Origin of the sequence: Escherichia sp. E1130 (genome assembly GCF_005781065.1) — a bacterium.
Taxonomy (GTDB): domain Bacteria; phylum Pseudomonadota; class Gammaproteobacteria; order Enterobacterales; family Enterobacteriaceae; genus Escherichia.
Genome location: NZ_VATL01000004.1, coordinates 545,061 through 560,444 on the forward strand (window position 1 = coordinate 545,061; position 15,384 = coordinate 560,444).

The 15,384-nt window shown below is 51.3% G+C and carries 13 protein-coding genes; 3 read left to right on the top strand and 10 right to left on the bottom strand.

The window, feature by feature from the left end; genetic code table 11:
- Positions 1-82: 82 nt before the first annotated feature.
- The 3 genes from FEK66_RS05395 to soxR form a co-directional block, all read right to left on the bottom strand.
- The gene (locus FEK66_RS05395; protein ID WP_130205832.1) at positions 83-1,732 is read right to left on the bottom strand and encodes a Na+/H+ antiporter; all 1,650 of its coding nucleotides are present in this window, start codon (positions 1,730-1,732) and stop codon (positions 83-85) included.
- 149 nt (positions 1,733-1,881) lie between these two features.
- Complete coding sequence (gene ghxP, locus FEK66_RS05400) at positions 1,882-3,231, bottom strand: guanine/hypoxanthine transporter GhxP (RefSeq protein ID WP_130205830.1); 1,350 nt, start codon at positions 3,229-3,231, stop codon at positions 1,882-1,884.
- A 545-nt stretch (positions 3,232-3,776) separates the two neighbouring features.
- Entirely contained in the window at positions 3,777-4,241 is a 465-nt protein-coding gene (gene soxR / locus FEK66_RS05405; protein ID WP_000412432.1) for a redox-sensitive transcriptional activator SoxR, read from the bottom strand.
- A gap of 85 nt (positions 4,242-4,326) precedes the next feature.
- Between soxR and soxS the strand changes: the two genes are divergently transcribed.
- The gene (soxS, locus tag FEK66_RS05410; protein WP_000019357.1) at positions 4,327-4,650 is read left to right on the top strand and encodes a superoxide response transcriptional regulator SoxS; all 324 of its coding nucleotides are present in this window, start codon (positions 4,327-4,329) and stop codon (positions 4,648-4,650) included.
- Positions 4,651-4,652: 2 nt separating this feature from the next.
- On the opposite strand, the gene FEK66_RS05415 is transcribed toward soxS, so the two are convergent.
- Entirely contained in the window at positions 4,653-6,239 is a 1,587-nt protein-coding gene (locus tag FEK66_RS05415) for an EAL domain-containing protein (RefSeq protein ID WP_135495162.1), read from the bottom strand.
- 439 nt (positions 6,240-6,678) lie between these two features.
- Here FEK66_RS05415 and FEK66_RS05420 point away from each other — a divergent pair, with 439 nt between their 5' ends.
- The gene (locus tag FEK66_RS05420; protein ID WP_064525602.1) at positions 6,679-6,960 is read left to right on the top strand and encodes a YjcB family protein; all 282 of its coding nucleotides are present in this window, start codon (positions 6,679-6,681) and stop codon (positions 6,958-6,960) included.
- A 99-nt stretch (positions 6,961-7,059) separates the two neighbouring features.
- Here FEK66_RS05420 and ssb1 read toward each other — a convergent pair whose 3' ends face one another.
- Positions 7,060-7,596, bottom strand: coding sequence for a single-stranded DNA-binding protein SSB1 (gene ssb1 / locus FEK66_RS05425; RefSeq protein ID WP_000168309.1), 537 nt, complete (start codon positions 7,594-7,596; stop codon positions 7,060-7,062).
- A 252-nt stretch (positions 7,597-7,848) separates the two neighbouring features.
- On the opposite strand from ssb1, the gene uvrA reads away from it, so the two are divergent.
- Positions 7,849-10,671 carry an excinuclease ABC subunit UvrA gene (gene uvrA, locus FEK66_RS05435; RefSeq protein ID WP_130205822.1) on the top strand — a complete coding sequence of 941 codons (2,823 nt, stop codon included), beginning with the start codon at positions 7,849-7,851 and terminating at the stop codon, positions 10,669-10,671.
- A 213-nt stretch (positions 10,672-10,884) separates the two neighbouring features.
- Here the strand turns inward: uvrA and FEK66_RS05440 are convergent, their stop codons facing one another.
- The 5 genes from FEK66_RS05440 to alr form a co-directional block, all read right to left on the bottom strand.
- Positions 10,885-11,235, bottom strand: a complete 351-nt coding sequence (locus tag FEK66_RS05440) for an MmcQ/YjbR family DNA-binding protein (RefSeq protein WP_135408646.1) — start codon at positions 11,233-11,235, stop codon at positions 10,885-10,887.
- Positions 11,236-11,238: 3 nt separating this feature from the next.
- On the bottom strand, positions 11,239-11,655 hold the full coding sequence (locus tag FEK66_RS05445) for a secondary thiamine-phosphate synthase enzyme YjbQ (RefSeq protein WP_130205818.1): 417 nt from the start codon (positions 11,653-11,655) through the stop codon (positions 11,239-11,241).
- Between the two features lie 110 nt (positions 11,656-11,765).
- Positions 11,766-12,479: an acid phosphatase AphA gene (aphA, locus tag FEK66_RS05450; protein WP_130205816.1), complete on the bottom strand. Its 714-nt coding sequence runs from the start codon at positions 12,477-12,479 to the stop codon at positions 11,766-11,768.
- A gap of 339 nt (positions 12,480-12,818) precedes the next feature.
- A complete protein-coding gene (gene tyrB / locus FEK66_RS05460) occupies positions 12,819-14,012 on the bottom strand; it encodes an aromatic amino acid transaminase (RefSeq protein WP_135408644.1) in 1,194 nt (397 codons plus the stop codon).
- 253 nt (positions 14,013-14,265) lie between these two features.
- Positions 14,266-15,345, bottom strand: a complete 1,080-nt coding sequence (alr, locus tag FEK66_RS05465) for an alanine racemase (protein WP_130218569.1) — start codon at positions 15,343-15,345, stop codon at positions 14,266-14,268.
- Between the last annotated feature and the right edge of the window lie 39 nt (positions 15,346-15,384).

Here is a 15,384-nt window from a genome sequence, read left to right on the forward strand (position 1 = left end):
TCTCCACTAGCCTCTGGTCACCTGACCAACGGTAAAAAGGTGCAATGTACTGCACCTTTTTACCGATTACACCGCCAAAGCGTTATTGGTTCTCTTCTATTAACAACGCTTCCAGCAGATCGAGATCGTGTAGCAACTTTTGCAGCGTTTCGTTGCTGATCTCCCGCGTGGCGCGCAGGTGATAAAGTTCCGCACGTTCTGAGCGCAACGCCGCCAGACGGAAGCGACGCTCCAGGTTCTCTTCCTGGACAGAACTTTCAACGTCGTTTCGGCCGTCGGCGCGACGACGCAGGTTACCGATGACGCGAGAGCTGACTTCGGTAAGCAGCTGGTTGTCGATATTCTCTTCAGTGTCCGCCGCCAGTCGCTCTTCCATTTTCTGGATCGCCACAATCGCCACTTCTGCCGTTGCCGCGCGCGCAATGCGTTCCTCTTTCAGCTGCTGAGAATGATCTGCGACTTCAATGTGTTGCAGCAGAACAGGCAGCATCACCACGCCAACAAACAGCGAGAAGAGAATGACGCCAGCCGCCAGGAACACCAGCTCATAACGCGCCGGGAAGACGTTGCCATCCGGCAACAGCAGCGGAATAGAGAGCACACCAGCCAGGGTGATAGCCCCGCGAACCCCGGCAAAAGACGCGATAAGAATTTCTCGTGTGGTCCACGAACCAAACTCCATCGGTTTCTTCTTCAGGAAGCGGTTACTGAACTTTTTCATCGTCCACAGCCAGCCGAAACGGACCAGCATGAGCGCTGCGTAAATCAAGATGATGTCGGTAAACAGCATCCAGATTTCGACGTTCGGGTCGATCTCTGCCGCCATCAGCGACGTCTCCAGAATGCCCGGCAGTTGCAGGCCCAACAGCAAGAACACCATGCCGTTAAAGACAAACTCCAGCATCGCCCAGGTGCTGTTCGCACGCAGACGCATCGCCAGCGGCGCACGGCGCATCACGCCTGAACGGGTAATGGTCATCCCGGCAGCAACTGCCGCAAGGATACCGGAAACGCCAATATGTTCGGCAATCAGATAAGAGGCGAACGGCAGCAGGAACAGCAGGACTATCTGTGTCGCAGGTTCATCGCCGCCCCAGCGGCTCAGGAAGCGCAGCGAGCGACCATATAGCCAGCTCACCACAAACCCCGCGAGAATACCGCCGATCGCGACTTTCATAAATTCGACCGTCGCACCGCCAACAGTGAAGATCATCGTTCCCATCGCGACTGCCACGGCAAACTTCAGCGACACCAGGCCGGAGGCGTCATTCATCAACGCTTCGCCCTGCAAAATGCCCATGATTTTTTTCGGTATTCGCCCTTCGCCAACAATCCCGGAGAGCGCCACGGCATCGGTCGGAGAGAGCACCGCCGCCAGCGCAAAGGCCGGAATTAGCGGAATGCCTGGCACCACCCAGTAAATGAGGAAGCCAATGCCGACTACGGTGACTACCACCAGCGCCAGCGCAAGACCGAAGATCTCCCGACCATGTTCGAGAAATTCACGGGTCGGCGTTTTCCAGCCATCAGCAAAGAGCAGCGGCGGAATAAACAAAACTAAAAAGAGTTCAGGATCAAACTCCACATGCAAACCAAACGTCGGCCACGCCAGTAGCGCACCAATGGCGATTTGCATAAGCGGAAGCGGAATCTGAAAGGGCATGACACGAGTGACCACCCCGGACAGCGAAACCACGAGGGTCATTATCAGTATGGTAAAGAAGATTTCCATGCGTTCCCTGTTTGCGATGTTTTATGGTTTGAGAAAGGCGTTATGCCTGAATTCTCAGTTTTTTCAGAATATCGCAAAAGCTCACACAATGTACGGAGAAAATAAAAACGGGCAGCCATTGCCACCCGTTTTCAGAATCTTATTAAAGATTAGATAGCCCAGCCACCCGCGTAGAAGGTCACCAGTGCCGCGGCGATAACAACCGTACCAATGTTCAGCTTACGCCATTCGCCAGAAACCAGACGGCCAATAACCAGGGTCGCGAAACCGATCATAATGCCGGTCACGATGTTACAGGTCAGTACAATGAATACCGCCGTCACCAGCCCCGCCATCGCATCGACAAAATCAGCAAAGTCGATTTTCGCCACGTTGCTCAACATCAGCAGGCCAACATACATCAGCGCCGGAGCCGTTGCGTAACCTGGAACAAGGTAAGAGAGCGGAGAGAGGAACAGAATCAGCAGGAACAGCACGCCAACGGTGATTGCCGTCAGACCGGTTTTACCACCCGCTGCCGTACCCGCCGCAGACTCAATGTATACCGCGGCCGGAGCCGCCCCCACCAGGCCTGAGAAAACGCTGCTCAGGGAGTCGGTGGTCAGCGCTTTACCGCCATCAATGATCTGCCCGTCTTTATCCAGCAGGTTAGCCTGACCGGCGACTGCACGGATGGTTCCGGTCGCATCAAAGACCGCCGTCATCACCAGCGCCAGTACGCTCGGCAGTACCACCGGATTCAGCGCGCCCATAATATCCAGGCTACCAATCAGCGAGTTACCATTTTCATCGCTCAGTGACGGCATAGCGAAAACGCCGGAGAAATGAACGTTAGGATCGAAGATCAGGCCCACAATCGAGATACCGATAATGGTCAGCAGAATGCCGCCCGGCACTTTCAGTTTTTCCAGACCGACGATCACCGCCAGACCTACCAGCGACATAATGACCGGGAAGGTGGCGAAATCACCCAGCGCAACCGGCAGACCGTCGAGCGGATTTTTAATGACCAGGCCAACACCATTCGCAGCAATCAGCAGCAGGAACAGGCCGATACCAATCCCCGTACCGTGCGCCACACCGTGAGGCAAGTTGCGCAAAATCCAGCTACGGATACCCGTTGCAGAAATGACTGTAAACAGCACCCCCATCAGGAACACGGCGCCCAGCGCGACCGGAACGCTAATATGCTGCCCCAGCACCAGGCTGAATGCAGTAAACGCGGTCAGGGAGATAGCGCAACCGATAGCCAGCGGCAAATTGGCCCACAGCCCCATCGCGATAGAACCAATCCCGGCAACCAGACAGGTCGCAACAAAAACTGCTGCTGGTGGGAAGCCTGCTTTACCCAGCATGCCCGGAACGACGATGACCGAGTAGACCATCGCCAGAAACGTTGTTAACCCGGCAACCACTTCCTGACGGACAGTGCTTCCACGTTGTGAAATTTTAAACCAGGCGTCGAGTGAACCGCCGGTACGCGCTGATGGCGTAGACATAGAAAACATCCCCTGAGAGTTTATTTTTCGTCAAGATGCGTGGCGGACAATCCCCTGCCAGCGAAACGTTATCTTCCTGCTTCAGGTTTGCGACAATGTGGGGCGTCGCAAAAAAGCAAACGTTTAGCTCCGCGCATACAAAACGGGTGGTAAAAAAAAAGCAAACGATTATCCGGCGATCATAGCGGCTTTTTCAACCGAAGTTTGCTGCTTTTTTCCCTTTTCTTGTATTGACGATGAAAAACCAGGCAATTGATGCGCAAACGTTATCGTCGATGCGCAAAATTACGGCATTTGTAGGTAGCTTGTAGCGAAGGGTTGCAGTAAAAAATCGTGCAAGATGGCAAAAACATTGCGTCTAAAAAACGTCTTTTTGCACTGGCGAAGATACGGAGGCGGCATACAATTAAAGTATCAACACCAACCGGAACCTCCACCACGTGCTCGAATGAGGTGTGTTGACGTCGGGGGAAACCCTCCTGTGTACCAGCGGGATAGAGTGAAAGACAAAGACCGGAAACAAACTAAAGCGCCCTTGTGGCGCTTTAGTTTTGCTCGTCTTCCAGCAAACGCGCGCCAGTACCTTCTTCCCCTAAGCGGTCGCCCGGGTTACGCAACGGGCAGTCGCTACGCGAAAGGCAGCCGCAGCCAATACAACCGTCCAGTTCATCTCGCAGAGCCACTAAGGTATGAATGCGCCGATCTAATTCTTCTCGCCATTGCGAAGAAAGCTGCTTCCACTCTTTGGCGCTTAATGTATGCCCTTCAGGCAACACACCAAATGCTTCACTAATAGTCGCCAATGGAATGCCAATACGTTGAGCAATCTTGATAATCGCCACATATCGCAGCACATCACGCTTATATCGTCGCTGATTGCCGCTATTTCGAATACTGGTAATCAGCCCTTTGCTCTCATAGAAATGCAGTGCAGATACCGCTACCCCACTGCGTTTCGCCACTTCGCCTGGGGTGAGCAAGGCTTTAATGCGGGGTAATTTCTTTTCCATAAATCGCTTTACCTCAAGTTAACTTGAGGAATTATACTCCCCAACAGATGAATTAACGAACTGAACACTGAAAAGAGGCAGATTTATGTCCCATCAGAAAATTATTCAGGATCTTATCGCATGGATTGACGAGCATATTGACCAGCCACTGAACATTGATGTCGTCGCAAAAAAATCAGGTTATTCAAAGTGGTACTTACAGCGGATGTTCCGCACGGTAACGCATCAGACACTTGGTGATTACATTCGTCAACGCCGCCTGTTACTGGCTGCCGTTGAGTTGCGCACCACCGAGCGCCCTATTTTTGATATCGCAATGGATCTTGGGTATGTCTCGCAGCAGACCTTTTCCCGCGTTTTCCGTCGGCAGTTTGATCGCACTCCCAGCGATTATCGCCACCGTATCTAGAATTATTTCCCGCACATTAACTCATGTGCGGGTAATTTCCCTGTCCATTCCATAAACATTTGCGGCGGCATCGCCTTTGCAAAGTACCAGCCCTGGCAATAACGCACGCCGCGTTTGCGCAGCCAATTAACTTGCTCCGACGTTTCTACCCCTTCCGCTATCGTTTTTAGCCCCAGACTGTGCGCCAGTTCAATGATGTGTTCCGCAATCAAATGGCTGGTTTTGTGCGTGGTCAGCGTCTCAACAAACGATTTATCGATTTTCAAAATATCGATATTCAATGAATTAAGGTTGTGTAAGTTGGAGTAGCCAATACCGAAGTCATCAATCGCAACTTCATAACCGGCCTGACGGAAAGCATGAATAATCGGCGTCATTTTGGTGACATCAAGAAACGCATGTTCAGTAACTTCAAATTTAATTTGCTGCGGACGCACCGCGTATTGCTCTATTTTCTGATTGGTTCGCGCAATTAAACGCGATGTATGAAAGTCGGAGGCCGACAGGTTAATAGAAACATAGCGATCGGCATGTGTTGCCAGATACGCCCCCAGATCGCTGAATACATTATCAATAACATAATCAGTGACTAACTCAATCATCCCCTCTTTTTCCGCCAATGGGATAAACTCTGCCGGACTCATCACTTGCCCCTGACCACCTGGCCAACGTAGCAACGCTTCAGCGCCAATACATTTTTCTGTTTTGATATCGATAATTGGCTGGTAATAAAGACAAAGCTGTCTTTTTTCGAGGGCGCGTTGCAATTTGCGTTTGGGTGACTGGTACTCCTGGCTAATCCGCAACCAGAGTAACAGGAGTACCAGACTGCAAAAAATACCTGCGGGCAAAGCAAAAATAAGATGATTATAAAAATGAGCGATAAGGCGTTTATTTGAAGTGGCAACAATGGCCGCTATTGGGCGTTTTGTTGAATGTACCATTGCATACAAATGACCATTTCGTTGCACCGTTAAATCATTCAGATGAATTAACGGAGTAAACGTTTCAGCCGAGGCCTGGTTGCTTAACGAAAAAAAGGTTTTCGTCACCGTATCATACACGCCCCATTGTAGCGTCGGATCGTCAGATATCACCTCACTCCAGAATAAAGGATTGATGACCGCCACATAATTACCCCGCTGCATATAAGTCATTTTATAACCGGAGAAAAAAGGGGTATCGCGATAATAATAGATAGAAATGTCAGGGTCACGCTTATAATCCGCGGGGGCGATCATATATCTGTCAGCAGGGGCGATAAGTGAAGAACATAAAAAATGGTTATCCTGGGCATATATCAGTTCATTGATATAAAGATAGCCACGAATAATATTCAACATTCGCTTTTGATGATCCGGTGTACAAACTTGCCCCTGATAGCGTTTCGCTTCATCGCTCGCTGAATCTGCCTGTTGAATGACCAGCTCGGATTTATCCAGCGCCAGTTGGGCAAAGACACGAAGCTGATTGTTCACTTCTGATTTTGCCCAAATGAAGGCAATCCATAGTGACAGGATGATGGGGAGGAGTGCTACAAAGATAATGCCCGGCAACGCCAGCAATTTGTGTCGTGCACGATGACTCATTTCTATCAATTCCCTGTCTGGTTATAGCTGGTCATTGCAAGGTGAAAACCCTGGCCACCGACGACGTTAGATAAATCTTACGGTATAAATAGCACTTTTGCCTGATTTGAAATTGATACCTTTATAATCGTTGTTTTATTAAAAATAACACGCTGATATCAAAAAGAATTTACTAAAAAATGCGAGTCAATCAGGAAGATACGATATTTTGTATTTCCGCGACGCCACTGAAAAACCACAAAATAAGCATGCTAATAAAAATAGCGACTCTATCTGGCTAACAAACAACCAATTGTGATATAGTTCACAAAAATAATGAAACGCACTAATTGTTTCATTTTGGTATTTTGCAAGCCCCATGATAGCCAGAGTGCATCACGCCTCCCGTGAACAACACCGTGCTGTCCAGGGCATCGGTTATTTTCAGAGGAAATGTTCGATGGCTACCCTCACCACTGGCGTGGTTCTTCTTCGCTGGCAGCTTCTTAGCGCCGTACTGATGTTTCTGGCAAGTACGCTCAACATCCGTTTTCGTCGGTCTGATTACGTAGGACTCGCGGTGATCAGTAGTGGCCTGGGCGTTGTTTCCGCCTGCTGGTTCGCGATGGGACTGCTCGGAATCACCATGATGGATATTGCCGCAATCTGGCACAATATTGAGTCGGTAATGGTCGAAGCCACAAATCAGGCACCGCCACAATGGCCGATGATTTTGGTGTGATATGCAGAAGCCTCCATTATGGAGGCTTCTTTTTTTATCCCTGGCAGATGCGCTAATCACCTACCTTAAAACAATATAATCTATTGTTTTAAAACAAAATCAGAATGGGATATCGTCATCGAAATCCATCGGCGGCTCGTTAGAGGGCGCTGCCGGAGCGGACTGCTGCGGGCGAGACTGCGCGCCGCCGCTGAACTGATTGCCACCCTGCGGCTGCTGAGGCTGACCCCAACCGCCCTGCGGCTGACCGCCACCGACGTTACCGCCAGCCGGAGCGCCACCGCCCTGACGACCACCCAGCATCTGCATGGTGCCGCCAACGTTCACCACCACTTCCGTGGTGTAGCGATCCTGACCGGATTGATCGGTCCATTTGCGGGTACGCAGCTGACCTTCGATATAAACCTGGGAACCTTTGCGCAGATATTCGCTGGCCACTTCAGCCAGTTTGCCGAACAGCACAACGCGGTGCCATTCAGTCTGCTCTTTCATCTCGCCGGTCGCTTTATCACGCCAGGATTCGGAAGTAGCCAGCGTAATGTTGGCAACTGCGCCACCATTTGGCATGTAGCGTACTTCCGGGTCCTGACCCAGATTACCAACGAGAATAACCTTGTTTACGCCTCTGCTGGCCATGTTCATGTCTCCTGAAAAAAAACGTTCTAATAAGTGTAAACGCGCGATTGTAGCATTACCAATAGCGGTTTTACTATGTTGTGACCTCGGTTCCGCTAAACAATTCTGGTCAAACATTGTTACATCGCGCTCTGGGTTTCACATTCCAACACTGTATATTCATTCAGGTCATTCTGTGTCATAATTAACCGTTTGTGATCGCCGGTAGCACCATGCCACCGGGCAAAAAAGCGTTTAATCCGGGAAAGGTGAATGGATAAGATCGAAGTTCGGGGCGCCCGCACCCATAATCTAAAAAACATCAACCTCGTTATCCCCCGCGACAAACTCATTGTCGTGACCGGGCTTTCGGGTTCTGGCAAATCCTCGCTCGCTTTCGACACCTTATATGCCGAAGGGCAGCGTCGTTACGTTGAATCCCTTTCCGCCTACGCGCGGCAGTTTCTGTCACTGATGGAAAAGCCGGACGTCGACCATATTGAGGGGCTTTCACCCGCCATCTCAATTGAACAGAAATCGACGTCTCATAACCCGCGCTCTACGGTGGGGACAATCACCGAAATCCACGACTATTTGCGTCTGCTGTACGCTCGCGTCGGTGAGCCGCGCTGCCCGGACCACGATGTTCCGCTGGCGGCGCAAACTGTCAGCCAGATGGTGGATAACGTGCTGTCGCAGCCGGAAGGTAAACGTCTGATGCTGCTGGCGCCGATTATTAAAGAGCGCAAAGGCGAACACACGAAAACGCTGGAGAATCTGGCAAGTCAAGGCTACATCCGTGCGCGCATAGATGGCGAAGTCTGCGATCTTTCCGATCCACCGAAACTGGAACTGCAAAAGAAACACACCATTGAAGTGGTTATTGATCGTTTCAAAGTGCGCGACGATCTCACCCAACGTCTGGCTGAGTCGTTTGAAACGGCGCTGGAGCTTTCTGGCGGTACAGCGGTCGTCGCTGATATGGACGATCCAAAAGCGGAAGAGCTGCTATTTTCCGCCAACTTCGCCTGTCCGATTTGCGGCTACAGTATGCGTGAACTGGAACCACGTCTGTTTTCGTTTAACAACCCGGCGGGGGCCTGCCCGACCTGTGACGGCCTCGGCGTACAGCAATATTTCGATCCTGACCGCGTGATCCAGAATCCGGAACTGTCGCTGGCTGGCGGTGCGATCCGTGGCTGGGATCGCCGCAACTTCTATTACTTCCAGATGCTGAAATCGCTGGCAGATCACTATAAGTTCGACGTCGAAGCGCCGTGGGGCAGCCTGAGCGCGAACGTGCATAAAGTGGTGTTGTACGGGTCTGGCAAAGAAAACATCGAATTCAAATACATGAACGATCGTGGCGATACCTCCATTCGTCGTCATCCGTTCGAAGGCGTGCTGCATAATATGGAACGCCGTTATAAAGAGACGGAATCCAGCGCGGTACGCGAAGAGTTAGCCAAGTTTATCAGCAATCGCCCGTGTACCAGCTGCGACGGAACACGTCTGCGTCGGGAAGCACGCCACGTGTATGTCGAGAATACGCCGCTGCCAGCTATCTCCGACATGAGCATTGGTCATGCGATGGAGTTTTTCAACAATCTCAAACTCGCTGGTCAGCGGGCGAAGATTGCAGAAAAAATCCTCAAAGAGATTGGCGATCGTCTGAAATTCCTCGTTAACGTCGGTCTGAACTATCTGACACTTTCCCGCTCGGCAGAAACGCTTTCCGGCGGTGAAGCCCAGCGTATCCGTCTGGCGAGCCAGATTGGCGCGGGGCTGGTTGGCGTGATGTATGTACTGGATGAGCCGTCTATCGGCCTGCACCAGCGCGATAACGAACGCCTGCTGGGTACGCTTATCCACCTGCGCGATCTCGGTAATACCGTGATTGTGGTGGAGCACGACGAAGACGCGATTCGCGCCGCTGACCACGTTATCGACATTGGTCCAGGCGCGGGTGTACACGGCGGTGAAGTGGTCGCGGAAGGTCCGCTGGAAGCGATTATGGCCGTGCCGGAGTCGTTGACCGGGCAGTACATGAGCGGTAAACGCAAGATTGAAGTGCCGAAGAAACGCGTTCCGGCGGATCCGGAAAAAGTGTTGAAGCTGACAGGCGCGCGTGGCAACAACCTGAAAGACGTAACGCTGACGCTGCCGGTCGGTCTGTTTACCTGCATTACAGGTGTTTCAGGTTCTGGTAAATCGACGCTGATTAACGACACGCTGTTCCCGATTGCCCAACGCCAGTTGAACGGCGCAACCATCGCCGAACCGGCACCGTATCGCGATATTCAGGGACTTGAGCATTTCGATAAAGTCATCGATATCGACCAAAGCCCGATTGGTCGTACTCCGCGTTCTAACCCGGCGACCTATACTGGCGTGTTTACGCCTGTGCGCGAACTGTTTGCGGGCGTACCGGAATCTCGTGCGCGCGGCTATACGCCGGGGCGTTTCAGCTTTAACGTCCGTGGCGGACGCTGCGAAGCCTGTCAGGGCGATGGCGTAATCAAAGTGGAGATGCACTTCCTGCCGGATATTTACGTACCGTGCGACCAGTGCAAAGGTAAACGCTATAACCGTGAAACGCTGGAGATTAAGTACAAAGGCAAAACCATCCACGAAGTGTTGGATATGACCATCGAAGAGGCGCGAGAGTTCTTCGATGCCGTACCTGCACTGGCGCGTAAGCTGCAAACGTTGATGGATGTTGGCCTGACGTATATCCGCCTCGGGCAGTCCGCAACCACGCTTTCCGGCGGTGAAGCCCAGCGTGTGAAGCTGGCGCGTGAGCTGTCAAAACGCGGCACCGGGCAGACGCTGTATATTCTCGACGAGCCGACTACCGGCCTGCACTTCGCCGATATTCAGCAACTGCTCGACGTGCTGCATAAACTGCGCGATCAGGGCAACACCATTGTGGTGATTGAGCACAATCTCGACGTAATCAAAACCGCAGACTGGATTGTCGACCTGGGGCCGGAAGGTGGTAGCGGCGGCGGCGAGATCCTCGTCTCCGGTACGCCAGAAACCGTCGCGGAGTGTGAAGCATCACACACGGCACGCTTCCTCAAGCCGATGCTGTAATCGTTAAGGCCGCTTTCTGAGCGGCCTCAGATTATTGACAAAGTGCGCTTTGTTCTTGCCGGATGCGGTGTGAACGCCTTATCCGACCTACAAAAACATGCAATTTCAATATATTGCATGGGTTACGTAGGCCTGATAAGCGTCGCGCATCAGGCAATTTTGCGTTTGTCATCATTCTCAGGCCGCTTGCTGAACGGCTTTTTCCTTTCAGAGTTACGCCAGCAATTTACGTTTTTCTTCCGGCAGCAAATTCACCGCCTGCTGATAAGACGCATCGACCAGATAATAGATTTGCGAATCCGGCAACGAGCCGTCGAGATATACGGTGCTCCAGTGCGCTTTGTTCAGATGCCGACTGGGACGAACATCGCTATGCTGCTGTCGCAAAAGCTCGGCCAGCGCAGGGCTGGTTTTCAGCGAAACCGCTGGGCGATTTTCCACTTCTTTCACCATCGCAAACAGCACATCTTCCACTTTGATTTGCGTTGCTTTCCAGTCACTATGCACACTCTGTTCTGCGCCTGGTTTTGCCATGCAATATTGTAGCAACTCCGAAATGGTCATTTTTTACTCCCCTTGTAGTGTCGCGATAATGCGACGCGAACCGCCGTGGATGCGATGTTCCCCAAGCCATATTCCCTGCCAGGTGCCGGTCTGAATACGCCCCTGATGCACTGGCAATACGAGCGATACCCCCAGCATCGAGGATTTGATATGAGAAGGCATATCGTCTGCCCCTTCATAGTCATGCTCATAGTTTCCGTTGTCGGGAACGGTGCGGAGGAAAAAACGCTCCATGTCATAGCGTACTGTGGGGTCGCAATTCTCATTAAGTGTCAGAGAGGCGGAAGTGTGTTGCAGCAACAGGTGCAGTAAACCGACATTAACACGCGGCATATCAGCTAGTTGAGTCAGGATTTCATCCGTTACCAAATGAAACCCACGAGATTTAGCGCTAAGCGTGAGCGTCTTTTGAAACCACATGTGCTGCTCCTTGATAAAACTCTCTTAATCAGTTTGCAGCAAGACAGCGAAAGGATAAAGGTGCGATTAAAAAAACAGCATTCGGGAGAGTCAGGCGCTCTCCCGACTTATCAGTATTCTGAATTGATGATCACCTCTTCATCGAATGCACCCGCTTGTGGCAAGGGTTTGTAGGTGGAGTTGGAGGCTCGCAGAATGCGGATGCCACGGATGCCAACATCACGTGCAGCGGTAATATCGTTATCGGAATCACCATAAAAAATTCGGATATTTTTATCCTGTAGCCACTGCGTTTTTGTATTTTGTCCTGCTTTATCGCCCGCAAAAATCACCGGGTTCATACTGGTTGCAGGAATGTGAAAGTCATCAGCCAGCGTTTTTGACACTGTTTCAGTTTTCGTAGGGCTACGACCTGTCACAAAGAAAATGGTGTCGCCACGGCGGACATGCATATCAATCAGCTGACGCGCGACCTCTTTTGGAATACTAAATTCATCCCAACCGTTGTTCATCTTTTCCCAGAATGCTGGGTTTTTTAGATAATCTTCGCTTTCTGGCGAGAACGTTTTTTTGCCGCGCCAGAATCCAGGGCTGGAAAACAGAACAGTGTCATCAATATCAAACCCAACAGCCATCTGTGGGCGTCCTGCCAGACTGTTTTCAATTTGGGCGACTGAAACCCAATGAATTGGCGCCTGTTCAGCGAGTTTGGCTACGTTAGTACCCGGATTAAGCGGTGAAGGTGATGAGGCCAGGGCAACAGCGGAACTGTTTAGAGCGAACAATAAGCAAACGGCACTCAATGCCTGTGTGATCTTGCGCATATTTTTCCCTAAATAGTCAGTAAGTTAAAACTTTTTATTGTGAGATTTGTTGAAAAAACCATCTGACCATAACGCCAGCAGCGGAGGAAAGGAAGGATTATCTGCGGTTTTGTTAGAGAAAGGGAGCAGGATCACATGAGAGAAGTTCGTGTTTTTTAATAGCTTAATGTCTATCCATGGAGTAGGTATATCCATTTAGTCCGTGGTTAATATCGCTTACCAGAAGTGAGCGGCTTTATATGAGGGGCAGAGTTTTTCTTTCTCTCTATTCTCAATGATAATAATTATATCAACAAGTTAAAATTGAGCAGGCGGCTGTTCAACCACCTGCTAACGACATTACATCACGGCTGCAAACGCCTTCGCCACGCGATGCACATTTTGCGCATTAAGTCCGGCAACACACATGCGGCCGCTGGCAATCAGGTAAACACCAAACTCTTCACGCAGTCGGTCAACCTGAGCAGCGCTTAAACCGGTATAACTGAACATGCCGCGCTGCTTAAGCAGATAATCAAAATTGCGTTCTGGCATCTCTTTACTCAATACCTTCACCAGTTCCTGACGCATCGCCAGAATACGGGTACGCATTTCTTCCACTTCTGCCAGCCAGCTAGCTTTTAACGCCGCATCATTCAGCACCGTAGCCACCACCTGCGCACCAAAATTCGGCGGGCTGGAGTAGTTGCGGCGAACAGTTGCTTTCAACTGCCCCAGTACGCGACCTGCGGCTTCGGCATCTTCACACACCACAGAAAGACCGCCGACACGCTCACCGTAGAGGGAGAAAATTTTCGAGAATGAATTGCTCACCAGAGCAGGTAATCCGGCGCTGGCGATCGCGCGAATGGCATAGGCATCTTCTTCCATACCGGCACCAAATCCTTGATAGGCAATATCGAGGAATGGGATAAGCTCGCGTGCTTTGAGAATTTCAATCACCGCATCCCACTGGTCGTTGGTGAGATCGGCGCCCGTTGGGTTATGACAACAAGGATGCAGCAGCACAATGCTGCGGGCAGGTAATGTTTTCAGCGTCGCCAACAGGTCATTAAAACGCACGCCGTTAGTCGCTTCGTCATACCAGGGGTAAGTATTCACTTCGAATCCAGCCCCAGCGAATATTGCTACGTGGTTTTCCCAGGTAGGATCGCTGACCCAGACGCCTGATTCCGGGAAGTAGCGTTTCAGGAAGTCAGCGCCTACTTTTAATGCCCCCGAACCACCGAGCGTCTGAATGGTCGCCACACGCTGTTGTTGTAACACCGGATGGTCAGAGCCAAACAGCAGCGGCGCAATGGCATGGCGGTAGCTGTTCAGCCCTTCCATCGGTAAATAAAGCGAAGCGCCATGAGGTTGTGCATTCAGACGCGCTTCCGCTTCCGCGACAGCTTTTAGTTGCGGAATAATCCCGTCTTCGTTGTAGTACAGACCGATACTCAAATTCACTTTGTCGCTGCGAGTGTCTTCTTTAAAACGCTCCATAAGCGAAAGAATCGGGTCGCCAGCATAGGCGTCAACTTTTTGAAACACGCGATGGTTCTCCAGGTTTACGGGCAGGTGGTTAAAACACAATAAACCGGAAGATGGCGAAGATCGAGAGGATGTTCAGCGACGAACGGCAATTAACCAGAGGGTAAGACTGATGACAAACGCAAAACCACCAGATGCATGACGTTTATCAGGCCTATGCGAGAATATCAATTTATTGAATTTACAAGATATTACGTGCCGGATAAGGCATTCACGCCGCATCCGGCACAGACAATCAACTATTACAGAACGATTAATCCACGTATTTCATCGCGACCCTTGACGTCAGGCGCGTGATAAGTTCGTAAGCACTCACTTTTGTTATTTCTGCGATACGCTCTACGGGCAAACCTTCACCCCATAAAATGACCTGGTCCCCGGCTTTATCCTGCGCCTGTGGACCTAAATCTACGCAAATCATATCCATCGCCACGCGACCAACAATCGGCACTTCACGACCATTAACCAGCACTGGCGTACCGGACGGCGCGGCGCGCGGGTAGCCATCGCCATAGCCCATCGCCACCACGCCAAGGCGGGTATCGCGTTCGCTAATCCAGGTGCCGCCATAGCCTACCGGTTCACCCGCTTTATGCTCACGCACGGCAATCAGGCTGGAGGTCAGTGACATCACAGGCTGGCAACCGAAATCAGCACCGGTGGAGCCATCTTCCAGCGGTGACACGCCGTAAAGAATGATGCCCGGGCGCACCCAATCAAAATGCGACTGCGGCCATAACAAAATTCCGCCCGATGCGGCGATTGAACGCTTGCCGGGTTTGCCTTCGCAAAAGGTATTGAAGATATCGAGTTGTTTCTCAGTCGCGCCGCATTTTGGCTCATCAGCGCGAGCAAAGTGGCTGACAATATTCACCGGCTGACGGACGTTTTTACATTGCGTAAGACGTTGATAAAACGCCTCAGCTTGTTCCGGTAAAACGCCCAGTCGATGCATACCGGTGTCGAGTTTCATCCAGACGGTAACTGGCTCCTCCAGACTGGCCTCTTCCAGAGCAGCAAGCTGTTCTTCGTTATGCACGGCAGTATGCAGATGTTCAGCGGAAATCGTCGGCAGATCGTCTGCTTCAAAAAAGCCTTCCAGTAACAATATAGGTTGCGTGATGCCCCCTGCTCTAAGCCGCAGGGCTTCTTCGAGACGGGCTACGCCAAAGGCGTCGGCATCAGGAAGCGTTCGCGCGGTTTCAAGAAGACCGTGACCATAAGCGTTCGCTTTCACCACCGCAACCAGTTTACTGGCGGGGGCCAGTTCACGCAGACGTTGCAAGTTGTGTCGCAGAGCGCGGCGGTTAATCACTACAGTTGCCGCTTGCATTTGTATTCCTTGATAAGTGTTTGCTTTAATTACCTAATA